This window comes from Thermacetogenium phaeum DSM 12270, assembly GCF_000305935.1.
Taxonomy (GTDB): Bacteria; Bacillota; DSM-12270; order Thermacetogeniales; family Thermacetogeniaceae; genus Thermacetogenium; species Thermacetogenium phaeum.
This window is the reverse complement of record NC_018870.1, coordinates 1067097-1088873: the sequence shown is the minus strand read 5'-3', so window position 1 is coordinate 1088873 and position 21777 is coordinate 1067097. Positions and strand designations below refer to the sequence as shown.

General features: G+C 55.0%; 31 protein-coding genes and 1 CRISPR repeat array. Of the genes, 15 read left to right on the top strand and 16 right to left on the bottom strand.

Annotated features, from left to right (window positions below; genetic code table 11):
• Nucleotides 1-8: 8 nt before the first annotated feature.
• A complete protein-coding gene (locus tag TPH_RS15385) occupies nt 9-176 on the bottom strand; it encodes a hypothetical protein (RefSeq protein ID WP_155990785.1) in 168 nt (55 codons plus the stop codon).
• Between the two features lie 273 nt (nt 177-449).
• Between TPH_RS15385 and TPH_RS16460 the strand changes: the two genes are divergently transcribed.
• From TPH_RS16460 to gvpA (TPH_RS05325), 3 genes are all read left to right on the top strand, one after another.
• Complete coding sequence (locus tag TPH_RS16460) at nt 450-836, top strand: HlyD family efflux transporter periplasmic adaptor subunit (RefSeq protein ID WP_081578605.1); 387 nt, start codon at nt 450-452, stop codon at nt 834-836.
• 185 nt (nt 837-1021) lie between these two features.
• Complete coding sequence (locus TPH_RS16195) at nt 1022-1153, top strand: hypothetical protein (protein ID WP_269077487.1); 132 nt, start codon at nt 1022-1024, stop codon at nt 1151-1153.
• Between the two features lie 224 nt (nt 1154-1377).
• Nucleotides 1378-1605, top strand: coding sequence for a gas vesicle structural protein GvpA (gene gvpA, locus TPH_RS05325; RefSeq protein ID WP_015050167.1), 228 nt, complete (start codon nt 1378-1380; stop codon nt 1603-1605).
• Nucleotides 1606-1748: 143 nt separating this feature from the next.
• Here gvpA (TPH_RS05325) and TPH_RS05320 read toward each other — a convergent pair whose 3' ends face one another.
• From TPH_RS05320 to TPH_RS16285, 3 genes are all read right to left on the bottom strand, one after another.
• Nucleotides 1749-1994 carry a tetratricopeptide repeat protein gene (locus tag TPH_RS05320; RefSeq protein WP_015050166.1) on the bottom strand — a complete coding sequence of 82 codons (246 nt, stop codon included), beginning with the start codon at nt 1992-1994 and terminating at the stop codon, nt 1749-1751.
• Between the two features lie 15 nt (nt 1995-2009).
• A complete protein-coding gene (locus tag TPH_RS05315) occupies nt 2010-2846 on the bottom strand; it encodes a GvpL/GvpF family gas vesicle protein (RefSeq protein ID WP_015050165.1) in 837 nt (278 codons plus the stop codon).
• 458 nt (nt 2847-3304) lie between these two features.
• Nucleotides 3305-3679 carry a gas vesicle protein gene (locus tag TPH_RS16285; protein WP_015050164.1) on the bottom strand — a complete coding sequence of 125 codons (375 nt, stop codon included), beginning with the start codon at nt 3677-3679 and terminating at the stop codon, nt 3305-3307.
• Nucleotides 3680-3842: 163 nt separating this feature from the next.
• Here TPH_RS16285 and TPH_RS05305 point away from each other — a divergent pair, with 163 nt between their 5' ends.
• Complete coding sequence (locus tag TPH_RS05305; RefSeq protein ID WP_015050163.1) at nt 3843-4205, top strand: hypothetical protein; 363 nt, start codon at nt 3843-3845, stop codon at nt 4203-4205.
• 67 nt (nt 4206-4272) lie between these two features.
• Here TPH_RS05305 and TPH_RS05300 read toward each other — a convergent pair whose 3' ends face one another.
• From TPH_RS05300 to TPH_RS05280, 5 genes are all read right to left on the bottom strand, one after another.
• Nucleotides 4273-6396 (bottom strand): CDC48 family AAA ATPase, encoded by a 2124-nt coding sequence (locus tag TPH_RS05300; protein WP_015050162.1) that lies wholly within the window; start codon nt 6394-6396, stop codon nt 4273-4275.
• A complete protein-coding gene (locus tag TPH_RS05295) occupies nt 6384-6905 on the bottom strand; it encodes an Hsp20/alpha crystallin family protein (protein ID WP_015050161.1) in 522 nt (173 codons plus the stop codon). Before TPH_RS05295 ends, TPH_RS05300 begins: the two co-directional genes overlap by 13 nt.
• 6 nt (nt 6906-6911) lie before the next feature.
• A complete protein-coding gene (locus tag TPH_RS05290) occupies nt 6912-7148 on the bottom strand; it encodes a hypothetical protein (protein ID WP_015050160.1) in 237 nt (78 codons plus the stop codon).
• Nucleotides 7102-8076: a gas vesicle protein GvpN gene (gene gvpN / locus TPH_RS05285; protein WP_015050159.1), complete on the bottom strand. Its 975-nt coding sequence runs from the start codon at nt 8074-8076 to the stop codon at nt 7102-7104. Before gvpN ends, TPH_RS05290 begins: the two co-directional genes overlap by 47 nt.
• A 155-nt stretch (nt 8077-8231) precedes the next feature.
• Entirely contained in the window at nt 8232-8507 is a 276-nt protein-coding gene (locus tag TPH_RS05280; RefSeq protein WP_148275853.1) for a hypothetical protein, read from the bottom strand.
• Between the two features lie 220 nt (nt 8508-8727).
• Between TPH_RS05280 and TPH_RS15925 the strand changes: the two genes are divergently transcribed.
• From TPH_RS15925 to TPH_RS05255, 5 genes are all read left to right on the top strand, one after another.
• A complete protein-coding gene (locus TPH_RS15925; protein WP_148275852.1) occupies nt 8728-9105 on the top strand; it encodes a gas vesicle protein in 378 nt (125 codons plus the stop codon).
• Nucleotides 9080-9391, top strand: coding sequence for a gas vesicle protein K (locus tag TPH_RS05270; RefSeq protein ID WP_015050156.1), 312 nt, complete (start codon nt 9080-9082; stop codon nt 9389-9391). Before TPH_RS15925 ends, TPH_RS05270 begins: the two co-directional genes overlap by 26 nt.
• 120 nt (nt 9392-9511) lie before the next feature.
• On the top strand, nt 9512-9742 hold the full coding sequence (gene gvpA / locus TPH_RS05265; RefSeq protein ID WP_015050155.1) for a gas vesicle structural protein GvpA: 231 nt from the start codon (nt 9512-9514) through the stop codon (nt 9740-9742).
• A gap of 78 nt (nt 9743-9820) precedes the next feature.
• Entirely contained in the window at nt 9821-10567 is a 747-nt protein-coding gene (locus TPH_RS05260; RefSeq protein WP_015050154.1) for a GvpL/GvpF family gas vesicle protein, read from the top strand.
• 24 nt (nt 10568-10591) lie between these two features.
• On the top strand, nt 10592-10828 hold the full coding sequence (locus TPH_RS05255) for a gas vesicle protein GvpG (protein WP_015050153.1): 237 nt from the start codon (nt 10592-10594) through the stop codon (nt 10826-10828).
• Between the two features lie 442 nt (nt 10829-11270).
• Here TPH_RS05255 and TPH_RS14685 read toward each other — a convergent pair whose 3' ends face one another.
• Complete coding sequence (locus TPH_RS14685) at nt 11271-11399, bottom strand: cyclic lactone autoinducer peptide (RefSeq protein ID WP_081578604.1); 129 nt, start codon at nt 11397-11399, stop codon at nt 11271-11273.
• Nucleotides 11400-11522: 123 nt separating this feature from the next.
• On the opposite strand from TPH_RS14685, the gene TPH_RS16455 reads away from it, so the two are divergent.
• On the top strand, nt 11523-11888 hold the full coding sequence (locus tag TPH_RS16455) for a DUF1003 domain-containing protein (protein ID WP_015050152.1): 366 nt from the start codon (nt 11523-11525) through the stop codon (nt 11886-11888).
• 166 nt (nt 11889-12054) lie between these two features.
• Here the strand turns inward: TPH_RS16455 and TPH_RS05245 are convergent, their stop codons facing one another.
• The 3 genes from TPH_RS05245 to ltrA all read right to left on the bottom strand — a co-directional run bounded on the left by TPH_RS05245 (nt 12055) and on the right by ltrA (nt 15613).
• On the bottom strand, nt 12055-12546 hold the full coding sequence (locus TPH_RS05245) for a damage-control phosphatase ARMT1 family protein (protein WP_015050151.1): 492 nt from the start codon (nt 12544-12546) through the stop codon (nt 12055-12057).
• A complete protein-coding gene (locus TPH_RS05240; protein WP_015050150.1) occupies nt 12485-12967 on the bottom strand; it encodes an ARMT1-like domain-containing protein in 483 nt (160 codons plus the stop codon). The genes TPH_RS05245 and TPH_RS05240 overlap by 62 nt, the downstream gene beginning before the upstream one ends.
• A gap of 1233 nt (nt 12968-14200) precedes the next feature.
• Nucleotides 14201-15613 carry a group II intron reverse transcriptase/maturase gene (ltrA, locus tag TPH_RS05230; protein ID WP_015050148.1) on the bottom strand — a complete coding sequence of 471 codons (1413 nt, stop codon included), beginning with the start codon at nt 15611-15613 and terminating at the stop codon, nt 14201-14203.
• Nucleotides 15614-16119: 506 nt separating this feature from the next.
• Nucleotides 16120-16675: direct repeats of the CRISPR family, unit length 37 nt; unit sequence ATTTCAGTCCCCTTTTCATCGGGGTTATGAGTGCAAC.
• A 514-nt stretch (nt 16676-17189) separates the two neighbouring features.
• On the opposite strand from ltrA, the gene TPH_RS15095 reads away from it, so the two are divergent.
• Nucleotides 17190-17528, top strand: coding sequence for a hypothetical protein (locus TPH_RS15095; RefSeq protein ID WP_148275851.1), 339 nt, complete (start codon nt 17190-17192; stop codon nt 17526-17528).
• A gap of 75 nt (nt 17529-17603) precedes the next feature.
• Here TPH_RS15095 and TPH_RS16190 read toward each other — a convergent pair whose 3' ends face one another.
• Nucleotides 17604-17735, bottom strand: coding sequence for a hypothetical protein (locus tag TPH_RS16190; protein WP_269077486.1), 132 nt, complete (start codon nt 17733-17735; stop codon nt 17604-17606).
• A 48-nt stretch (nt 17736-17783) separates the two neighbouring features.
• Complete coding sequence (locus TPH_RS05220; protein WP_015050147.1) at nt 17784-18005, bottom strand: hypothetical protein; 222 nt, start codon at nt 18003-18005, stop codon at nt 17784-17786.
• 14 nt (nt 18006-18019) lie between these two features.
• Here TPH_RS05220 and TPH_RS15370 point away from each other — a divergent pair, with 14 nt between their 5' ends.
• From TPH_RS15370 to TPH_RS05200, 4 genes are all read left to right on the top strand, one after another.
• Complete coding sequence (locus TPH_RS15370) at nt 18020-18172, top strand: hypothetical protein (protein WP_155990786.1); 153 nt, start codon at nt 18020-18022, stop codon at nt 18170-18172.
• A gap of 481 nt (nt 18173-18653) precedes the next feature.
• A complete protein-coding gene (locus TPH_RS05210; RefSeq protein ID WP_015050145.1) occupies nt 18654-19124 on the top strand; it encodes an HAD family hydrolase in 471 nt (156 codons plus the stop codon).
• A 166-nt stretch (nt 19125-19290) separates the two neighbouring features.
• Nucleotides 19291-20829: a YifB family Mg chelatase-like AAA ATPase gene (locus TPH_RS05205; protein ID WP_015050144.1), complete on the top strand. Its 1539-nt coding sequence runs from the start codon at nt 19291-19293 to the stop codon at nt 20827-20829.
• 42 nt (nt 20830-20871) lie between these two features.
• Nucleotides 20872-21351 (top strand): bifunctional nuclease family protein, encoded by a 480-nt coding sequence (locus TPH_RS05200; RefSeq protein ID WP_015050143.1) that lies wholly within the window; start codon nt 20872-20874, stop codon nt 21349-21351.
• Between the two features lie 63 nt (nt 21352-21414).
• Here the strand turns inward: TPH_RS05200 and TPH_RS05195 are convergent, their stop codons facing one another.
• A complete protein-coding gene (locus TPH_RS05195) occupies nt 21415-21720 on the bottom strand; it encodes a carbohydrate-binding protein (protein ID WP_015050142.1) in 306 nt (101 codons plus the stop codon).
• Nucleotides 21721-21777 lie beyond the last annotated feature (57 nt).

Below are 21777 nucleotides of genomic sequence, written 5' to 3'. Positions count from 1 at the left end.
AGAAGATTTCATCCAGGAGTGTCGATCGCTCCCTTCTCCCCGAAGCAGCGTTCAATATCGGGTAGGAGGGGGCGGCTAACCCCGTCCCAAGCACGCCTACGAGCAGGGCTCAGGCGTCCCTGACCGTCGCCCAGGCCAATTACGATAAGCTGGTGGTCACCGATCGCCCTGGACAACACCAAGGCCCCTGGATCAAAACCAGGCCCTGTACGAGGCCGGGGTGATCTCCAAGGCCGAACTAAAGAGCAGCAGGGAGAGCTACCAGTCGGCCCCGGCCAAATATCAGAGCGACCATAGCAATCTGGTAGCCACCAGCCACGAAGCCGACCTCAGAATCGTCCTGGCCAACCTGCAAACCGCCCGGTCCTATCTGGAACAGGCCCGGGAGAACCTGGACAACGCCCGGATCATCGCCCGTTTCGACGGCTACGTGGCCGAGATCAACGGCAATGTCGGGCAGTGGACGGGAGGCGGGGCGGTATCCTCCGGCAGCAGCAGTGACAGCAGCCAGTTCTACATCTACCTTTCCTCCACGGAGCTGCAGCTCTCCGCCAAGATCAACGAGGCCCGATACCAGCAAGGTGAAAACCGGCCAGAAGGTCACCTTCACGGTGGATACCTACCCGGACGAAAACTTTACGGGGGAGATCGCCTACCTCGCCCCGATGGCCACCACCGTCAGCAACGTGCAGATGTTCGACGCCAAGATCTCCATCGACGATTACAGTCTGCTCAAGAGCGGTCTCCCGGCCAGCATCAAGATCATCGTCGATTCCGCAAGCCATGTGCTCACAGTGCCCCAGGAGGCCTGGACTTTGCCAGGACCTATATGGTGACCACGGCGATGAGCAACGGCGGCAACCGGCGCTCCGGCACCCAGACCGGGGACGGTGACGGCAGCCGGCTTTACGCCACCGGTACGGTTAGCAGCAGCAACTGAAGTTCGAACTCCCGGACCGGCGGAGAGAGCACATCCTCAAGCGACCCGGTCTCCGCCACCGGCTCCGGCTTCGTGGTGGTAATGCAGCACGGGAAGCCCCAGCTGCAGCAGGTAGAGACCGGCATCTCCTACGACCTGAACGTGGAGATCAAGAGCGGCCTGCAGGAGAGGGACACCATCATCGTCTCTTCATATCCGTGGCCTTCGCGCTGATGGTAGGGATCTTTTTCGGTTATTACCCGGCCGGCCTGAAACCGGCGGAGGCCCTGAGCTACGAATAGCAGGAAGAACGGCCGGAGGCAACTCCGGCCGAAAGTTTTTAATGCGCCCAAATTTCTACCCGGACGGTGAACACATCGCCAACGTTCCTCATATATTGGGAATAGAAATAAACAGCACCTTGCCAGTCTATTACGCAAGAGGAGGAATGGTATAATATGGCAATCCAAAAAAGCACCGACGCCAACAGCCTGGTAGAAGTCATAGACCGCATCCTCGATAAAGGTCTGGTTATCGATGCCTGGGTAAGGGTTACGCTACTGGGTATTGAGCTGCTGTCAGTGGAAGCCAGAGTGGTTGTGGCGGGAGTCGAAACCTACTTAAAGTATGCGGAAGCCATCGGCCTGACCAAACTCGCCTCGCCTCCGCCCGTTATAGCCGCCTAATTCCACGATCAGGTGGTGCAATACGCCGGAGAAGAACCGTCAAGGCTGCCCTCAAACCATTCCCCCGGGCAGCCTTTTCTTTTAACGGCTACCTTTTCCGCGTCGTCCCGAAGACCCAACCCTCTATTGCGGAACCGCGTAGATTATCCCAGCAACAGTATCCGGTAGATATCCAGGGCGTTGTGAACCATCCCCCGCCGCTCGTATTCCCGCGCCTGCGACAAGAGCGACTTCCTGGCCTCGAAGGCCTCCTCGCTCTCCGGATACTCATTCATCAATTTCAGATACAGATCCCGGGCTTCGCAGGCGTGGCCCGTGGCCTCCAGGTGCCTGGCCAGGCGTATAATCGCCCCCTTTGCCTCCTTCTTTACATCGGTACACTCCTTCACCTCTCTCACCCCTTTCTAATTAATCTCCGCCCCGACCTCCTCCGCCGCAAAACTGTAAGGAGGCCAGGGCCCCGTAAAGATCACCTCAAATCCCTCCCGCTCCTGGATTTCCCCCAAGAGGTTGCCGATATCTTCGATCCTCGCCTCCTCCGCGAGAACGGAGAGGTTTAACAGCATTTCCTTCCCCTCCAGGCGCCTGGGTTTCTCCTCCCGACATGCTGCCACCAAAGGCCGGAGCCTGTTCAGACAATCCCGGTAGATGCCGTCGGCAAGCCCGTCGACCACCTCTCTAATCCGTTTCTCGATCTTGCGTTTATAAAAAAAGGCCATACCCTGGGGCTTGCCTTCCATTTCCACCTGCAGCCGTTTCACTTCCGGATCCTCACAGGCCGCTATCCTCAATAACGGTCCCCGCTCCCAGATAACCCGGATTCTCAGTTCCGCCTTACGGCGAAAGAACTCCAGCCTGTTCTTAAAGGCCTCGTAATTGTCCTCGAGCCAGCGCACCACCCGGTCGCCGGCAGTACACCCCGCATCCCCCTTGATGATCATGTCAAAGGTCATGGGAAGCACCGTCCCCGCCGCATCCCAGACCGCCTCGATCACCCGGTGATGTGCCAGAAGCCATGCCCTTACCTGCTCATCCCCCCCCTGATAAGGGACATCGGGGCAATCGTGCACCAGGGCACCGATATCCCGAAAGGCTATCTGATAGACGCGATTCCCGTCAATCCCCTGCAACCCTTTGCCCTCCAAATCAACGACCGGAGCCACGCAATAGACATAACGTCCGCCCGGGACCGTGGCAACTCCTTGATTATTGCCGCCGGCCACGGCCAGATCCTCACTCATCCGATTTTCCCCCCTTGTCCTAAAAATGTCCGGTTTATCCCAGCCGGCCCGTCACCCCGCGAAGTTGTTACCCTTCCTTGACTGAGGAGCGGCTAACGGCATCCGGTGCGAAACAGGAGGTTTACATACCACCGGCGCAAGGTTGTTCCCTGCGAGCGACTTATGGAGAACCGGGTAACATCACCGGGCACAAGCGAAGCCACCGGTTCAGGCGGCGAGGACTGGTACCGCTTGCATACCTTGAGAAGCTGTCAAGGACATCATACGAGATCGGCCTTTTAGCGGCGAATTACAACATGGTTCCGCAGCCGCCTTAGAATCGGTCCGGGCGAGCCCTGGGTGATGTCCGGGGCGCAACAGGAGCGAGCGGAAACAACCGTTGAAGCCCAACCGGAATCCGGTAGCCGGCGCAAGGATAAACCGCCTTTGCGTTACCCTGCCGGTGACGGCGCCGGCATTTATCTGGGAAGCGGCATCGCCTGCAGTTTGTTCTGTCGGGCCCGGGCGCTCTCCCAGCCGCACCACGGGCACTGGTCGTTCAGCAGCTCATAGACATTCACCCGTTTACCGCACTGGGGACACATTTCCTTGACCGTTTCGGCCTCGCGCCAGGCCGCAGTCTCCCGGTTCACCCCCGAAGGAAACTCCAGGCCGAATCGGGCGGCAGTCTCAAAGGAGGCCAGAGCCGCCTTTATTTTTATACCCAGGAGCTCCACGCCGGCCACCGATACCGTGATATCGGCATTGATCACAAGCCCCTTATCCAGAATCAGCTCCACCACATCGGCCAGGGTTGATCCCCGCTCCCTGGTCGGTTCCAGCCGCGCAGCCATCTTTTCCTCCCCCTTCCCGGTGGTTGACCCTACTAATTATATGCCTGCAACGGCCGGGCCGATGACTGGTACGGAAAAACGTCACGCCTGCGGGGTATAATTCAGCACCTTTTACACGATCATGGAATATAATGGTAGTAAAACCACCAAAGGGGGTATGAATATGGAAGCCGTCATCGATTACGAAAACATCGAATCGGAGGAACTCGCCGATCTGGCGGAAGTTTTGAAAGCCCTGGAAAGGACCAAGAGGCCGCCGAAGGCGTTTGCCTTCGACTTCGAGCCCGGGAAAGAGGGAGCCTCCGGCAGCGGGTATGTGACCGACAGCTTCTTCGTCGCCACCAGGCACAAGATCTTCTGGATCGTCAGATTACAAGACGGAGGATTCGCCTTCATGAAGGTGACTCCCGAGTGGATCAAGTTCTACGGAAACATCCTCCTGCTCTCTCCGGAGATATTCGTAGAATTCAACAGGTTCCGCCGCATCGTGCTCTGGATTGCAGAACAGGATAAAGAGATCGATTAGTCGACGCCTCATGAAAAGGCCCTCCCGCCCCTTTACCGGCGGGAGGGCCTTTTTGGCGCCGCCCCCCTTATACCCGGCCTCCGGCCTTTAAAAGGGCGAGGGCATGCTGGAAGTCCTCCTTCTCGACCTGGAGGGGAACCCGCTTTGCCCCTCCCTCCCGGTAATTCGCTGCGAGAAACCTCCTGATCGCCAGCCAGGAGGCCCGCCAGCAGACGTACCGGAGGTCGGCCCCTGAAAACCCTTCGGTTTCCCCGGCCAGTTCGGCCAGGTCGACATCCCCGGCCAGAGGCTTGCCTGCGGTATGAATCCTCAGGATCTGCTCCCGGGACCGCAGGTCCGGCAGAGGCAGGGTCAGAACCAGATCGAACCTGCCGGGCCTCAGCAGCGCCGGATCGATGCGGTCCGGCCGGTTGGTTGCCGCCAGGACGATTATCCCCCGCAGCCCTTCGATGCCGTCGATCTCCGTCAGCAGCTGGCCCAGCACCTTGTCCGAGGTCGGATCGCCGTCGGAGCCGCGGGAGCTCACCAGGGCGTCGATCTCATCGAAGAAAACGATACAGGGGGTGGCCTGGCGCGCCTTCCGGAAGATCTGACGCACCGCCCTTTCCGATTCCCCCACCCATTTGGAAAAGAGTTCGGGGCCCTTGACCGAGATGAAATTGGCCTTGCTGGCCGAGGCCACGGCCCGCGCCAGCAGGGTTTTCCCCGTCCCCGGCGGGCCGACCAGGAGTATGCCTTTGGCCGGCACCACCCCGGCCTCTCTCAAGAGCTCGGGGTAAAAGAGCGGCCATTCCACCGCCTCCCTCAGTTCCCGTTTGATCTCCTCCAGCCCCCCGACCTCCTCCCACTCGACATGGGGGATCTCCACATAAACCTCGCGGAGGGCGGAGGGCTCCACCTCGTTCAGGGCCTGGAGGAAATGCCTCCGGCACACCTGCAACCGGTCCACGATCTCCAGCGAGGTCCCTCCGGGGCTGCCCCCCTCCAGCTGCGGCAGGGCCTGGCGGAGGGCCAGCATGGCCGCCTCCTTGCACAGGGCCTGCAGATCCGCCCCCACAAAGCCGTGGGTGAGCCCGGCAATCTCCTCCAGCAGGACGTCCTTCGCCAGCGGCATCCCCCGGGTATGGATCTGCAGTATCTCCAGCCGGCCGTTCTGATCCGGAACTCCGATGGCGATCTCCCGGTCGAAGCGGCCGGGCCTGCGTAGGGCCGGATCCAGGGCGTTGGGGATGTTGGTGGCCCCGATCACCACCACCTGTCCCCGGGACTCCAGGCCGTCCATCAACGCCAGGAGCTGGGCCACGACCCTCTTTTCCACCTCCCCGTGCACCTCTTCCCGCCTGGGGGCCACCGCATCGATCTCGTCGAGAAAAATGATACTGGGAGCGTTGGCGCGCGCCTTCTCGAATATCTCCCGGAGCCTGGCCTCGCTTTCCCCATAGTACTTGTGAATGATCTCGGGCCCGTTCACGTGGAGAAAACAGGCGTTGGTTTCATGGGCCACCGCCCGGGCGATCAGGGTCTTGCCGGTACCGGGAGGCCCATAAAGCAGGACACCCCTGGGGGGGTCGATCCCCAGGTGGGCGAAGACCTCCGGATATTTTAAAGGTAGCTCCAGCATCTCCCGGATCTTGCGGATCTCTTTGCCCAAACCGCCGATATCCTCGTAGCTGACGGAAGCCTGTCCTTCGCCGTCCCTTTTTTCCAGCTTCACCTTAACCCCCGTGGCGGCCTCGATGAGCACGGGTCCCGCCGGCACCGTCTCGAGCACCGTAAAATCCAGGGCCGAGCCGAAGTACTCGATCCTGACGCCGTCCCCCTTGACAACGGGAACCCCCAGCAAGAGCCGGCTCAACTGCCGTCCCTCCTTTTCAAAGGGGCCGGGGCCCTGCCTGGCCAGCAAAACCAGCTGCAACGCGGGCCGCACCTCAACCCGGCGAATCCGCCCCTTTTCTCCCAGGCCGATTCCCGCATTCTGCCGGGTTATGCCGTCGATCTGCATCAGCCCCCGGCCGCGGAATTCTGGGTAGGCCGGCAGCACCCGGGCCACGGTGCTTCGCTTGCAGGTGATCTCCACCACATCCCCGGCCACCAGGCCGGCCGCGGCCATATCAGCCGGGTCGATGCGGACGTTCCCCCGGCCGACATCCTTCGCCATCGCCTCCGCCGCCGTCAAGATCAGCTCGGCCAAGGGTCGTCCCCCTTCGCGGAGCCCTGCTCCGCCCCGTTTTCCGTCGGAATGCGCAACTCCAGCACCCCGTTCGTGAAAGATACCTGGCACCTTTCAAGGACGGGAGGAAAGGGCAGGGGAACCCGACAGGTATACCTTCGCTCTCCTTCCCCTCCCCCGATGACCAGCGCACTCCCCTCCACGACCAGCTTCAGCTCCTGCTCCGCCGTCCCCGGCAACTGGGCGACGACGATCAACCAACCCGGATCCTCGAAAAGATCCACCACCGGTTCCACCGCCCGGGGGCCGCAGGCATCCCCCTCGTACGACACCCGGCCGCCGGCCCGGCCCTTCTCCCCTGCCCCCGGAGGGGCCAGGGAACCCATTTTCAGATGAAAGTCGTAGACTGCGGGAGCCTTGCCGGAGGAGGGTCCGAGTGTACCCCTCCGGCTGATTTCCACCCCTTCTTCTCCCGCCTGTTGGATAAAACGCAACAAATCCCCGACTTCCTTAAAGAGCTTATCCCACACCCCGCTCTACACCTCCGTTCGGTTCTGTTTCGCCAAACAGGGGTGCGATTGCAGCCTCTGCATGGCAAGGGCTATCTCCGCCAGCCTGTCGTCGATGGACCTCATCCGCCTTTCCAGATTCAGGCGCAGCTTCCCCAGCCGCTTTTGTTCCGAGGCCAGTTTGTACAGTTCGAAATAGACGCCGTCGCTACCCCACCTACTTGATAAAGCCGCCGAATCGAAAGCCTCTGTAAGAGGGCTCATCCTCCTGCCTCCCTTCCGGTGATAATACCCCGGCAATCACCGCCGCCATCTTCTTTTCCAGCACCTCTCGCGGCACGGGGTTGCCGTTCTTGCGGGTCACTTCGGAACCCAGGACGTCCAGGCAAACCTCCTGAAAGAGCGGGCTGTCAAAGGAAAGGGCCTGCTCCCTGACGAGCTTGGCGATCATGATGCTCCGGCGCTGAGTGCTGGTGAAGCCCGGAAAGGCACCGGCAAAGTTCCTGACCACATTCACAACCACCGTAGCCTGATCCTCGGCGAGACCTGACCTCCGGGCGGTGATCCTGATCTCGGTCTCCAGATCCATTTGCCCCAGCTCAATGGTGATCATCCGGTCGCGCAGGGCATCCTGGCTCTTGTAAACACCGGCGTATTCCTCGGGATTGCTGGTAAAAATGGCCCTAAAACCCGGGTGCACCCGCACGTACTTTTCACCGGCTTTAACCCCGGGTAGCTGCAGCACCCCCTCCTCCAGCACCGATAATAGGACGTTGTTGACCTCAGGATGCGAACGGGTGAATTCGTCGTAAACCAGGGTCATGCCTTCCCTGCACGCCATGGTCAGGCGCCCTACTATCCACTGCCGTTCCCACTCTTCCTTCCTTTTGAGCACCGAATGAACGAAATTATCGATATACAGGGTATGGCTGTAGCCGGACGGGCCTCCCACGATATCGCCGGAATCCAGTTCGGAATCGCCGTGGATCGGCATAACCGGGCGATCCAGGCGGCGGGCCAGATAAAACGCCAAAGCGGTCTTACCCGTTCCGGAAGGCCCCTGAAAATGCACCGGGAAACCCGCCTTTAAATACGACAGCGCCCTGTCGATCAACTTCTGAAGGTGCTCCGTTATAACAAAGTCTCCGGAGATATCCGGAAACTGCGATGTCAATAGTATCCGCTGGTTCATCTTCTCACCTCACCAGTTTTTGCCCGGGAAGGAAGGTTCCCGGGCATTTCAGGAGATCCCATTTGAAACACCAGCCGGCCGGTTTCACCCGGCATCGGATAAGCAAACCGACGGCCACCGCAACACCGCCCGGTATCGGGAAACCGCCGGGAACGTCATTTCACCCTTCTCAAATGCTCCATCTTATTCTCCATTTCCATCCATATCTGCTCGGCTCTGTACCTCTCCTCCTCGAACTCCGCCAGGAGCTTATTCACCCTGACTTCCAGATCGTTTATGAAATCGTGGAGCTCTTTTTGGAGCCCGGCCCTCATCTCCAGCCTCTCCGTTTCGAACAGTCTCAAAAGGTTCTTGACTTCCTCCTGCAGCTCATGGAGATTCTTTCTCCGGTTTCTGAACGAGGAGATTATTTCGGAGGCCAGCTCTTCCATGTTTTCGACCAGACTGCTCATCAATCCTCACCCCTCAAAGTTATTTACCGTACCATGCGGTTCCGAGCCATTCCGTCGCCTACGGCCTTCATCCTCTACCTCCGAACCGCCTGTGCCGTTTTCAGAAGGAACCGTACAATACAATATATGCAGGACCCCCGGCGATGTTCAAAACCCGAGCCCCGTCAAGAGCAAATTATTTTATCTCCCGCCCAGGGTCATGTCATGGATAAGCGATAAGGAAGCATATTATGATACTGAGCCTTTGTCGATCGCCTGGCCGGTTCAGACCGCTTTCAACCCCCATGAGAGGCTCTTGACCGACCTCAACCGCTGTTCAACGCAATCATCTGGTGGTGGTCTTACAGTGGACCCAACGAGGGAAGGACCGGGTGCACTCGCCGATGTTCTGGACAGACTGCTCAACAAGGGACTGGTTCTCCATCTCGATCTGGTCATCGGGGTCGCCAACATCCCGTTGATAGGAATAAATCTCCGGGCAGTTGTTGCTGCCGTAGAGACGATGATAGAATACGGCTTTATGGAGAAGGACTGGGTGAGGGGGAGTAAAGTTGCCAATCCAGATCAACGAGGATAATCTCAAGGAAGGTTTGCTGGGACTGGTGGTGGCCCTGGTGGAGATCATAAAAGATCTGCTGGAGCTGCAGGCGCTCAGGCGGATGGAATCCGGCAACCTGGGGGAGGAGGAGATCATAAGCCTCGGCGAGGCGCTGATGGACCTGGGGGAAGCCCTGGAAAGGATAAAAGAAGAGAACGGCATCACCACCACCGTGCGAAACATCCGCCTGAGCCTGGACGATCTGGTGGACGACGTGCTGGATCGCATGCTGAATCCGGAGCGCTGGGCCGAAGACGCCACCTGACCCCCTCCAGGCCATAAACTTGAATATTCAGGCAACCGGTCAAGACATCTGCTTCTGAGGTAAGGTGATCGGCGGATATAAGGTTTTGAGGTATCAAATTCTCAGGTGAGGAGGATTTCAATGGCCGTTACCAAAAGCACGGACGCCAACAGTCTGGTCGAGGTAATCGACCGCATCCTGGACAAAGGGCTGGTGATCGACGCCTGGATCAAGGTGGCGCTGGTCGGGATCGAGCTGCTCTCCGTGGAGGCCCGTGTGGTCGTGGCCGGAGTGGAGACCTACCTGAAGTACGCAGAGGCGATCGGACTCACCAGGCTGGCCGCTCCGCCCCAGGCGATCGCCGCCGCCTAGCCCCGCATCACTTCCGGTCCCAAGCGGGTTGTCGAGACAAGGCGTCTCGACAATTTTTTCGGTAAGGAGGAGCCTGTCATGCCGTCCCCGAAACTCTACTATGCCTACGGCATCGTGGAGACACCGCCGTCCACACCGCCGGACTCCCTCACCGGGGACTCCGGACGGGAACTGATTCCCATCACCTACAAGGATATCACCCTGATCGCCGGCATCATATCCGATTTCACCTATACCCCCACCCCCGAAAACGCCCGCAGCCACAGCCAAACGGTAACCCGCCTCGGCGAGCAATTCAACGTCATCCCCCTCAGATTCGGCACCGTTTTCAAGGAGGAAGAGGAGGCGGTACAAATGCTGGCCTCCCGCTACCAGGAAATCAAGAGAATTTTCTCGCAGATCCGGAACAGGATTGAACTGGGATTGAAGGTTATCTGGAAAAAGGAGTGCCTGGCGGCGGAACTGGAAAGCAGGTACCCGGAACTAGCCCGGATAAAGGAGGAGATCCAGGCGCTTCCTCCGGAATCTGCCTACCATTCCGCCATTCTCCTGGGCCAGAGGGTGGAAGAAGCCGTACTGGAGCTGCGCTCTATTTATACTCCCCAAATCCTGGAACCCCTCGAAAAAACGGCCGTGAACACCCGCCTCAACAAACCCCTGAACGAACGCATGGTCCTGAATGCCGCCTTTCTGGTGGAAAAAGAAAAGGAACTGCTCTTCGACGAACAGGTCAATGCCCTCTACGAACGGTTCCGGGAGCGATTCGACTTTAAATACTCCGGCCCCTGGCCCCCCTATAACTTCGTCGACCTGGAGTCGGATTGATACCACCGCCGGGAGGGATGGACGATGATCATCGACGATCTTCTACTGCTGCCCCTGCGCGGTCTTCTGGCCATCGCCGAGAAAATCGACGACGCCGTCCGGCAGGAGCTGGAGGATGCCGATTACCTCCGCTCCAAACTGCTGGAACTGCAACTCTCCTATGAACTAGGCGATATCGAGCAGGAGGAATACGAGGAAAGCTACCGCCGTCTGGTGGAGCGCCTTCAGGCCCTGGAACGGGAGACAGAGGACAACCCGTAGCACCCGAACGAAACAGGCCCTTCGGAGTCGTAACCCGAGGGCCTGTTTTGCGCCAGGGCACCGGTTCCGGGTGTAGCGGATACCGGCCGGAACGAAGGAATTAACGCGCCCTCAGAATTCCCAGGGCCTTTTCCAGGTTGACCCTTCGGTTTTTTCCATTTGCTTCTATATGGAAGTTTGCGCAATATTTACGAATTTCTCTCTACACGGGGAGAATTTATTAAATATTTACGTTCCATTTTATATTCTCTTCTTTATAATCACCTCCATATTTTATCATTTTGGCATTGGTTGCTACCATTACTATACGAATTATACTGGCCTCCCAAGCAAATAACCAACTCTTTCTTTAATCTATAATTTTTTGTTCAACCTGGTGATACAAGTTAAACAGAAACAGCCCGTTTTTGAACCAGGACGGGCAACTTAAAGAAAATATCGGTTATCCCTTTTCCGGCAGTTTTGGCTGATACCAGTGGAACCAGCAAGTAGCGCTTACTCCCGTTGCCGCAACGACCAGGAGCAGCACCGAAGCAAACCGCAGGAGATTTGTCTTGACCGTCCTGAACATGCCTCTCACAATCCTGTAAACTTGGCAAATTACATAAGACACGGAAAACCGTTCTGCTGCCGGTTGTCCACTCCTGTTTAGGACAGCAACAATAACAAAATAAATTATAAAGGTTAGACTGCAGTGCAAAAGGATAACACAATAAACCAGAAGGTTGGCAAAATATCAAAAAAGCTCTTTCGCACAAAATATAAACATCTAAGTGAACGAGAAAAGAGAGTTGCTCATTATCTCGCCGAGAGAATCCCTATCTCAAGAAATGTAGTTAAAGACTTTTCTGAACAACTGACTTTTGGCCAGCGGATTGCTGATAAGATTGCAACTTTCGGGAGCTCTTGGGCTTTCATCTCAATCTTTGTGGTTGTACTGATTATTTGGGTTCTCCTGAATTCGTTCGTTCTGGTCGAGTTTGATAAATTGTTTGACCCATACCTATACATTCTTTTAAATCTTTTTTACCTATGCTTGCCGCCATTCAAGCTCCAATAATCTTGACGTCTCAAAACCGTTTAGTTCCGGTTTGCCCCCTAATTTTGGACATCAAGCACAAAATGGTAGAGCTTCCATAAGATATTCTGCTTTTTCGTAAAACTCCGCTGGGTATAAACAGTAGATCCCGAATGGATCCCAAGTGATCAAAATATTATTACCACTGTTACTGCGGAGCAGTTTGCTGGAGCTTTGAAGTTAGAATAAGAGGCCGGTTGAACATCAAAACGATATCGTGCTTCCGAACGCCCAGCCGCTCTTCAAAAAGGCTGCATTTGCAAAGAAAAATAAAGCAAATATCCTTTTCGCACTCGCCGTACAGCGACTCAAAGTTTCCCTGACCCTTGGCAATCACAAAATCTGCCTCGTGAAAAACTTTTAGAAACTGAGAAGAACATGCTTCCAAGATTGTCCCAGGGATATCTGTACCATTGTTGACAATCTTGGCACACCTGTCCATTCCTACAGCATAGGCATCTTCTTCTGTTACATCGTTTAAAGTCGGGTAACCGCGCGTCGCAAAAAAAATGTCAAGATTTCTGTAAACATCTTTAATCTTTTTAATAAACAATTTATCAAAAACAATCTCTCCAGCATTATCCCCCAGATAAAGAAGTTTCTGGGCCTTGCTTAATTTTTCCTTTAATTTTATAAGCATCTCTTTTTTTATAATCCTTTTTCACGGTTTCCTGTACAACCTTCAGAACCTTTTCCGGTGACAGGTCGTGGTAGGGACCAAAGTCAATAATATTGCCGGCTACTGCCAGTCTAAGTCCTTGTTCCAGCGGGTCAGCCGAAACCGCCGCTACCGCTTTTTGAAAAGCTTCCTCCAGCTTGAGCATCTCCTTATTGTAGAAGGTTTTCTGTGCCTTATAGGGATCAGGGTTCTGAAGAGATTCCCTCAATACCCGCTGGATCTTTTGGGCGACACAAGGAGCACATCTTCTTTCAGCAGAAAGCAGTTCTTTCATCACTTTTTCAACCAAAGCAAACTGCTGCTCTTCATCATCAAGATGAAATTTAGCCTGAGTAACAGCCTGATTAATCAAACAGGGTATACAATTGACACTTAACTTCATGATAAGTTATCCTCCGGCAAAAGGATTTCGTGCTACTTCTTAATTATTTTATATCAGACTCATTAACCATAGTAAAAATTTTTACTTCCGTTATGAAACCTGGTCGATAAACCCCTCCCACCCGTCTGATGACGGAGCGGCATCAACCAGGATGTCTTTCGCCTCAACGCCCCTCTCTCTTAGCGACACGTACTTCTGACAGGGGACATGCAGTAAGCCAGGGGATGCTCCTTGTACGAAACCTTCTTGAACCGCAAGGGGTTGCGGCCTATCGCAAAGGCAATGCCATCCTTAAAGGGGAGCCTCCTGACCTCCGAAGCGTTCATCAGGGATGCCCACCGGAAACAGCGTCACTCCGATCAGCGCCAGGCCCGGCAACAGCAGGTACAATGTCTGTATCAACGGCCTCACTCCTAGGCCCGCTCTATTTTGTACTGCCGGACGTTTTCCATGATTTCGCTCTCCTGCCTTGAGAATAGATCGCATACCCTGCCGGTCTACCGCTCGACTCCCGATTCCAGGCCGGACAGGACGACGGCTCGCTTCGGGACAGCTCTGGGATGCTGCGTAACATGTTACGAATTGCTTCTGCCAATCGCAGCGTTTGGCCTCGCAGCAAATCCATTCCATCGAAACTCTTAAGGTGTCTGTACTCGCATCCCGACCTGTCATCCTCGCTTCGCCTGTCCTGTTACCCGGCCTTCCATAGGTCGCTCGCCGGCAGACCCGACGGGTATTTTCATCCTCTGTTGTGCCGCCGCCGGCGGCGTGAGGGTCTGCCTTGAGAATTCGGACAGCTTCTCCGAGCCGACCTCCGTGTCCGCTGGAGTATTTTGACAAGCACATCTGCCTCCGGCAGGCCAATCTCTTTGCCCGTCTTCTCCAAGACCCTTTGGTGCCCCTGGCTCCACCCTCTCAGACACATCCTGAGCAGCTCACCGATTAAGTCCACAAGCTGTGCACTTGCGGAAAGGGCCTCAAAAACTTCTAACGCCTTATTTGCGGGAGTCTCCGATACCAATAGTCTCCTTCACAGAACTTGAGAAAATAGTTCTGGAGAAAGACGCAAGCGCGCTGCACGACCTTTGAGCGGTCTTCTGCTAACTTGTTAACCCATTACCTGCCTACTCCTCAAAAAAATTTATTAGCGGTATAGGAACTCTATTGAGTAGGAGGGGGCGGCTAGCCCCCGTCCTCTCACACCACCGGACATGCGGGCCCGCATCCGGCGGTTCACCAAGCTTGACGAAGTCTATGGTAGCGTTCGGTTAAGCTCATCAGGCCATGGGACTGCCAATAGGCGTTGCCCAGGGCTCTATTCATTGGCCCGTGTGCCATCCGCCACGGCCCTTTGCGGGCATTGGCAAAATGATGCACCACCCACTCCGGCAGCCCTAATGCCCGTAGTTCGCGGTAGCGCGTCCGAACCCGCTTCCACTGCTTCCAGAGGCACATGCGCAGCCTCCTCCGCATCCAGCCTTCTATGTCTTTGAATACGCTGGGTGTGTCGGCCAGGGCAAAGTATCCTATCCAGCCGCCCAGATAGGTGTTCAGGCGTTCTATGCGCTCGTCCATGCTTATGGGCTTGTTCCGGGCTGTTATCCCCCGGATTTTCGCTTTCACCCGGTCGATGGTCTGTGACGCCAGGCGGATAAGGATTACTCCCCCCTTGGGCTTATACATGCTGAACCCCAGGAATTTCAGTTTCCACGGCCGATCCACCGCACTTTTCTGCTCGTTGATTTTGAGCTTTAGCCGCTCCTGCAGGAAGTTACGAACGCTGGCCATGACCCTCTCGCCCGCCCGCTTGCTTTTGACGTAGATGTTGCAGTCGTCGGCGTATCGGACGAATTTGTGACCTCTCTTCTCCAGCTCTTTGTCCAGGTCGTCGAGGAGGATGTTGGCCAGGAGTGGGCTTAATGGCCCGCCCTGCGGCGTCCCTTCTGCCGTTTCCATGACCACTCCGTTTACCATGACGCCTGCCTGGAGATAGCGGCGAATGAGTGTGAGTACCCTCTTATCCGTCACTCTCCGGGCCACCCGGGCCATGAGGATGTCGTGGTTGACCCGGTCAAAGAATTTCTCGATGTCCAGGTCTACTGCCCACTCGTATCCTTCTTCTACGTATTGACGCGCTCTCTTCACCGCATCGTGGGCTCTCCTCCCAGGACGAAACCCGTAACTGCTATCCGAAAATTGCGGATCGAAGATGGGCGTCAATACCTGCAGAAGCGCCTGCTGGATCAGGCGGTCCATTACGGTGGGTATCCCTAGTAGCCGTTCGCCTCCCCCGGGTTTCGGGATTTCGACCCGGCGCACGGGCTCGGGCCTATAGGTTCCCGCGAGCAGTTCTTCCCGAATGCGCCGCCATTCGGCACGGATTTGGTCCCTTAACCGTTCGGTCGGAACTCCGTCTATGCCGGGCGCACCTCCGTTCCGCTCTACCCGCTTCAATGCAGCCAGCATGTTGCTTCTTTCCACCACCTGCTCCATCAGGCCGCTACCCTGTCCTCCGCGAGGTGCCGCCCCGCCTCGTGCCGGAGAAGAACTCGGCCCTCCCGCAGTCCCCCGTGGCTTCACCACTTCCTCCCGCAGGCAGGCCCCTCCCGGGGTTTTCTGCTGTCTTCGCCCTTCTCGCGAACTCATCGGTCTCACCTCTGACTTGATGTTCAGGCCTTCCCCCCAGAGTCCATGACACCTAGGGTACTATGCCTTCTGCTGACTCCTGCCGGCTCAGCCGTGCCTTTCGACACGGGTTACCAGCTCTCCCTGGCTTCCCCGGCAGGCCTCCCCGGGTAAGAACGTTAACCTTCGCCCCGCGCCTGCCCCATATACTCCGCCGCCCCTTGGCAGCCTGGGATTTCGCTGTGTTTCGCCAGCTCATCCGAGCGACTTAGCCTCTTATGGGGTTCTTGTTCATCAGGCCGTGGCTTTGCCTCCGGCTTCCTTCAGATCCCACCTCGCGATGGACACCCTTGCCTTCGGCTAGCAGACTCGTGCTGCCTCGCCTGCAGTGGACTTTCACCACCAAGTTAACGCCCATGCCGGGCGCACAAAAAAATCCCGGCAAAATACTTTGCCGGGATATATTTCTAAAGTCTCCATTTCCCTTTTCATCGAGTTTTTTTAATCGGTTCATCATGGTCAATTATCTTTCAGTCCCCTTTTCATCGGGGTTATGAGTGCAACTTCGTGGAAATACTCAAAGAGCACGGCGTAGATAACATTTCAGTCCCCTTTTCATCGGGGTTATGAGTGCAACTTGATATGTCGTCTTTTCGGTGCGGTGGATGACGAGATTTCAGTCCCCTTTTCATCGGGGTTATGAGTGCAACTTCCAACGTCAGCTTCCCTTTCGCTTTTTTGTCGGCAAATTTCAGTCCCCTTTTCATCGGGGTTATGAGTGCAACAGGAGTTGAACGTAAATCTTCAACGGTTCGTTGCCCAGATTTCAGTCCCCTTTTCATCGGGGTTATGAGTGCAACGAGCAAAAGCTGTTTGATGAGTTGCAGACACAGATCGAAATTCAGTCCCCTTTTCATCGGGGTTATGAGTGCAACGTTGGATTTGACTCATTTTACTGGAACGGAACGACAAATTCAGTCCCCTTTTCATCGGGGTTATGAGTGCAACCTTTTCACCCTCAGCTCCCATGCTTGTTCACCACAATTAATTCAGTCCCCTTTTCATCGGGGTTATGAGTGCAACACCCGCATCGGACTGGATGGTTCCAAGTCTTACCGCACAACGGTTTCCGCGGAAAGCTATAATGCTTTCCGAGGCAAAAATTTCGAAGCACATAATTCTGCACAGAAATAATCTTCTCATTCGAAAGTTCCGGAAATCTCTTTCTCTTGCAGCTACTATGTTTTCATGAACTATCATGACAACTCTTGACCTGAAAGATGGCAGATAATTCCTCCCAGGGCTCCTTTTTCGAAAAACGTTTTGCAGATAATGAAACCTAACTGCTGTTAGGTATAAAAACGGTCTACAGGTGCTAAACCAACCCGGGGGTAATAAACCTGTTCCATTGCCAATTTTACCAAATATTTGTCTCTATTAGAAGCTATTTTAAAAAATTTCTAAGAATAACATGATGCAACTGATCATTATGGTAAACGACAACAACATCATTGAAAGAAAGTTCTCCGCGCTGAGGGCCACAAAAAAGCCGGGCGTTACGCCCAGCCCAATTATTTGATTGTCTTCCCGGAGAGAGATGACTTCTACCGGAAGCACTTCGGCAGGCACTTCGTATGTTTCTGACGACAGAAGTGTCGCTGCTGCTGAACGCAGCGTACAGTGTTACGTCCTAAGTGGAGCCGTTGGAATAGGTCTCCAGACCCCGGAACCTCTGGAAGTTGGATTTATATATCTTCAACGGGTTGGGTTGAATCTCGACGCTTCCACAACAGGAGCGCTCACCGTGACGGGAACGGGTGCACTCTTGCCGCCGAAGGTTACGGTGATTTCTGCATTCCCCTTAGAGACCCCCTTTGACCTGGCCGGTTTCGGAGACCAATGCGACGGATCTGCTGCTGGTCCGGTAGCCGGATGAGCTTGTTACCTCCCTTACCGCCCTGTCGGAGTACGCAGCATTTACCGTCAGCTGCTGGGTCTTTCCCAACAAGGCTCATCGGGGCGGCTCCTCCGAGAAGGACTCCAGGACGGCTTCGTTCACCAGCACCCGGGATACTGCGGTCATGCCACCGAAAGAGACGATTACTTTGGCACTCCCCTGCTTCTTGCCGGTCAACAGACCCACTTCGGATACTTCGACAATTGATGTCCGGCTGGTAGGACACCTGACCGGTCACGTCTTTCGCGGTTCCGTCCGAGTAGAAGGCCGCAGAAGCTGTCCCGTCTTCCCGGCAGCAATGTTCATCTGCTCCGGCGACACGGAAATTCTCTCCAATACAGGAGCAGTAACCGTCACGGGTATAGATGCGGTCTTGCCTTCGTAAATGCCTTCACGCTTTTGATCGGCTGGTGCCTGGCGGTTGAATACCCCTTCTGCGTCCCTGACTATGTGCATGCGGTCTCCTTTAAGTGGACTACTACGTGGTTGTTTTTGCTGCGCAAATAGTTGTTGATGAATGGGGCTTTGGTAAAGCCGCCATCACCGGGGGCGGCCGCTGCCCTCCGGGTAGGAGCTTTTTAAAGCTTTTTCTCGCCCTTCGCTCTAGTTCTTCCAGGCTCTGAACCTGCAGAGCAAAGCCAATTAAAAGCGTTGCCCAGATGGTGCCCGGTTCTATCTCGGGATCTCTTCTTTTATCTTTTGCCCATTTAGTCCTGCCTTCAGGCAGGAAAACTTTGTGTATGTATCGAAGAAAATCTTTAAGCCACCGTTTCGACATCGGTGGTGCACCTCCTGGGGATGATGATTTGAGTGTTGTTGTTTCCAGGAGGTTTTTGCTATTTGTGGAGTATTTTCCTGCCTGCCAGCACCCAAAAATGCGAATTTATAAAGTTTTGCCGTAATACCGCCTTTCTTGCGCTGTAAGGGCTTGAGGGCTCAGGTGCGGAGTTTCTGTGTGAACCCCGACTTATTAATTGATTGACACCCTTTCGGATCTCATTTCGCCGGCTTCTTCGGTGACTTCACATCGGGCGATATGGACGCTGTAGTCATCCTAGAGAATCTTGCTACAATAGAACTGAAACGTCTGGAGGTGATCAAAATTTGCTCAAAATAAATATTCCCGGTAAAGGTGACCTCTCCTTGCAGCACCTGATCGTTGATTACAACGGTACCATCGCCTTTGACGGCAATCTAATTAGCGGTGTAGCAGAACAATTAAACCAATTGGCTGAGTATTTAGAAATTCATATTCTTACTGCGGATACCTTCGGCACGGCCTCTCAGAAGTGCAGAGAATTACAGGCAAATATTAAGCTAATCACAAGCAAAAATGGTACTCTTGAAAAAGGTAGAATTGTAGATTCACTGGGGCCAAAAAAAGTAGTCGCTATCGGAAACGGAGTAAACGACACCTTAATGCTGAAAAAAGCCGCCCTCGGCATAGCCGTCATCGGAAAAGAAGGAGCCGCGCAAATAGCGATCAGCAAAGCGGATGTAATTGTTAATGATATACAAGATGCCCTCGGATTACTGCTGAATACAACGAGGCTGAAAGCCACACTGCGCGCGTAAGAGAGCAATTCGCCTTCACCACCAGAACAACTGCATTCTACGGGGATTCTCTGCCTGGAGAAAGGCCGGCAAAAAACCTCAAGAGTCACTCGTTCCCGGGCAGGAAACAGACGGGGTTGAAAAGAATAGATATACAGGAAGTAGTTGTTGATCGAGGGATCAAACAATGCTCAGCATCATCAACAGTTGCTGCTGCTTGGGTATGGAAACCCACAATGTTCGGGTGGAGGTGGATGTTTCGCCAGGGCTGCCTTGTATAACAATCGTAGGACTCCCGGATCCCGCGGTCAGGGAGGCCACCGAACGGGTGCGGAGCGCCATCAGAAATACAGGATTTGAATTTCCCTTGAAAAGAGTCACGGTCAATTTAGCCCCGGCCGATCTGAGAAAAGAGGGGTCGCTGTTCGACCTCCCCATAGCGATCGGCATCCTTGCCGCTACCGAACAGTTGCCCTTTGACAAAATACCACAGCACATCCTGGTTGGGGAGCTTTCTCTCGACGGCACCATTAGGCGCGTTCCCGGCGTGCTCTTAATGGCCGGCAGTATTCACCAAAACAGCCCAGAGAAAACCCTGATCATCCCCCTCGACAACCTGTCGGAGGCTGCTCTTGTCAAAGGGGTGCCGGCTCTCGGAGCAGGCAACCTTAATGAAGTAGCCGCCTTCTTAAAAGGAGAAAGGGAGCTTCCTGCCGCTCCGGAGGAAACCGGTTCCCAATTGCTGGAGGACGACGATTCCACGGGTTACCCGGACTTTGCCGACGTTAAGGGACAGGAAAAGGCCAAACGCGCTCTGGAAATTGCTGCGGCAGGCGGGCACAACATCCTGATGGTAGGGCCTCCCGGTACGGGTAAAACCCTTTTGGCCAGGAGCCTGCCGTCCATTCTCCCCCCTTTGAGCTGGGAAGAATGCCTGGAGGTGACCAAGGTTTACAGCATTGCCGGACTGCTTCCGAAGGAGCGGCCTGTTATTTCCAAGAGGCCTTTCCGGGCGCCGCATCATACAGCATCTGCCGTCAGTATCATCGGCGGAGGAAGGGTGCCCCACCCCGGCGAGGTCAGCTTCGCCACCCACGGCATCCTCTTTCTCGACGAACTGCCTGAGTTCAGCCGGGATGTGCTGGAAGCCCTGCGGCAGCCCCTTGAAGAGGGGGTAGTTACAATCAGCCGCGCCCACGGTGCTTACACCTTCCCCGCTCGCTTTATCTTCGTCGGCGCCATGAATCCGTGCCCCTGTGGTCATCTGGGCGATCCTCACAAAGAATGCACTTGCACTCCCTATCAGGCACAGCGTTACCGCAGCCGCGTCTCCGGCCCAATTCTCGACCGCATCGACCTGCAAATCGAGGTGCCCCGCCTGGAATTAAGCGAACTGTCCTCGGAAAAGAGTGCAGAAAGCTCTCAAGAGATCAGAAAGAGAGTGGTCAGGGCGCACAAAATCCAGCAAGAGCGTTTCCGCAACACAGGGGTCCACTGCAACGCCCAGATGAAAAGCCAACACTTGAAAACCTTTTGCCAACTGAAAAAGGAAAGTCGGGATTTGCTCCATCAGGTCTTCCACAACCTAAAAATGAGCATGAGGGCACACGATCGCGTGCTCAAGATTGCCCGAACTATTGCCGATCTCGAAGAGTCGGTCCAGATTGAACCGGTGCATCTCGCCGAAGCGGTGCAGTACCGGTGCCTCGACAGGCCTTTCTGGTAGTTGATATTTGTTTTATACTAAAATGGGAGGAGGTAATGCGTTATGATTCCGGTTCAGGTGAAGGAGATCGCCTTTGATCTCTCATTGAGCCCAGTGGTGCTGCTGGTTGACGAATCGCAAAAACGTGCCCTTCCAATCTCAATCGGGCCTTTCGAAGCCCAATCTATCGCCATGGCTCTGCAGGGTGTGATCACCCCCAGACCGATGACCCATGACCTCATGAAAAGCTTCTGCGACAATTTAGGCGCTTCCATACGCCGTGTTGTTATCAACGATATCAGAGACGGCACCTACTACGCGGAGATGTACATTCAAACCGTCTCAGGAGAGCTCGTCCTGGACTCCCGTCCGAGTGATGCCATTGCACTGGCACTCCGAGCCGGGGCTCCCGTCTACATATCGGAAAAGCTCATCGATTATACGCTATCTGTTGATGAACTCATGGACGAAAGCCAGCAGCAGGAGCTGCGCAAGATCCTTGGCATCAACAATCTCGACGATTTCAAGAAATCATTACATTAAAAAGAGGGGTACCAGCCCCTCTTTCTTTTAACCTCATGAAAAGCAGCATCCGAGTAGGAAAAACTACCTTCTGATGGTGTAACTCCAGTTGAGGCCGTTGTTGTTGTCCCAATTGTTGGCGCTGTCTTTGAAACAGAAGTTAAATTGCCCTTCCCTGGTGATTTCTACAGTTTGCTCCCACTCGTTGGGACCAACCTTATTCATACGGTAATCATAAATATTCTGCCACGGTCCCGTCCCGTATCCGGTACGCAACCACACCTGGTCAGCACCCGAGGTGGCTAGGAGCCCGTGATACCTGATCTTACATTTTTCGCCAACTTTGCTGGGAACCGGCGATATTGTAAACCCTGGGTGCAAATTATACATAAAAACCCCTCCTTGTACTTAACGTTACGCTTAGTATGATAAAGGAAGGGCCGTTTT

What these genes read in the sequence shown, in the direction of transcription:
- TPH_RS16460 (WP_081578605.1), top strand. Translation starts at nt 450, where the DNA reads ATGTCGGGCAGTGGACGGGAGGCGGGGCGGTATCCTCCGGCAGCAGCA.
- TPH_RS16195 (WP_269077487.1), top strand. Translation starts at nt 1,022, where the DNA reads ATGCAGCACGGGAAGCCCCAGCTGCAGCAGGTAGAGACCGGCATCTCC.
- gvpA (WP_015050167.1), top strand. Translation starts at nt 1,378, where the DNA reads ATGGCAATCCAAAAAAGCACCGACGCCAACAGCCTGGTAGAAGTCATA.
- TPH_RS05315 (WP_015050165.1), bottom strand. Translation starts at nt 2,846, where the DNA reads ATGAGTGAGGATCTGGCCGTGGCCGGCGGCAATAATCAAGGAGTTGCC.
- TPH_RS16285 (WP_015050164.1), bottom strand. Translation starts at nt 3,679, where the DNA reads ATGGCTGCGCGGCTGGAACCGACCAGGGAGCGGGGATCAACCCTGGCC.
- TPH_RS05305 (WP_015050163.1), top strand. Translation starts at nt 3,843, where the DNA reads ATGGAAGCCGTCATCGATTACGAAAACATCGAATCGGAGGAACTCGCC.
- TPH_RS05290 (WP_015050160.1), bottom strand. Translation starts at nt 7,148, where the DNA reads ATGAGCCCTCTTACAGAGGCTTTCGATTCGGCGGCTTTATCAAGTAGG.
- gvpN (WP_015050159.1), bottom strand. Translation starts at nt 8,076, where the DNA reads ATGAACCAGCGGATACTATTGACATCGCAGTTTCCGGATATCTCCGGA.
- TPH_RS05280 (WP_148275853.1), bottom strand. Translation starts at nt 8,507, where the DNA reads ATGGAAGAGCTGGCCTCCGAAATAATCTCCTCGTTCAGAAACCGGAGA.
- TPH_RS15925 (WP_148275852.1), top strand. Translation starts at nt 8,728, where the DNA reads ATGTCATGGATAAGCGATAAGGAAGCATATTATGATACTGAGCCTTTG.
- gvpA (WP_015050155.1), top strand. Translation starts at nt 9,512, where the DNA reads ATGGCCGTTACCAAAAGCACGGACGCCAACAGTCTGGTCGAGGTAATC.
- TPH_RS05260 (WP_015050154.1), top strand. Translation starts at nt 9,821, where the DNA reads ATGCCGTCCCCGAAACTCTACTATGCCTACGGCATCGTGGAGACACCG.
- TPH_RS05255 (WP_015050153.1), top strand. Translation starts at nt 10,592, where the DNA reads ATGATCATCGACGATCTTCTACTGCTGCCCCTGCGCGGTCTTCTGGCC.
- TPH_RS14685 (WP_081578604.1), bottom strand. Translation starts at nt 11,399, where the DNA reads ATGTTCAGGACGGTCAAGACAAATCTCCTGCGGTTTGCTTCGGTGCTG.
- TPH_RS05245 (WP_015050151.1), bottom strand. Translation starts at nt 12,546, where the DNA reads ATGCTTATAAAATTAAAGGAAAAATTAAGCAAGGCCCAGAAACTTCTT.
- TPH_RS05240 (WP_015050150.1), bottom strand. Translation starts at nt 12,967, where the DNA reads ATGAAGTTAAGTGTCAATTGTATACCCTGTTTGATTAATCAGGCTGTT.
- ltrA (WP_015050148.1), bottom strand. Translation starts at nt 15,613, where the DNA reads ATGAGTTCGCGAGAAGGGCGAAGACAGCAGAAAACCCCGGGAGGGGCC.
- TPH_RS15095 (WP_148275851.1), top strand. Translation starts at nt 17,190, where the DNA reads ATGACTTCTACCGGAAGCACTTCGGCAGGCACTTCGTATGTTTCTGAC.
- TPH_RS05220 (WP_015050147.1), bottom strand. Translation starts at nt 18,005, where the DNA reads ATGCACATAGTCAGGGACGCAGAAGGGGTATTCAACCGCCAGGCACCA.
- TPH_RS05205 (WP_015050144.1), top strand. Translation starts at nt 19,291, where the DNA reads ATGCTCAGCATCATCAACAGTTGCTGCTGCTTGGGTATGGAAACCCAC.
- TPH_RS05200 (WP_015050143.1), top strand. Translation starts at nt 20,872, where the DNA reads ATGATTCCGGTTCAGGTGAAGGAGATCGCCTTTGATCTCTCATTGAGC.
- TPH_RS05195 (WP_015050142.1), bottom strand. Translation starts at nt 21,720, where the DNA reads ATGTATAATTTGCACCCAGGGTTTACAATATCGCCGGTTCCCAGCAAA.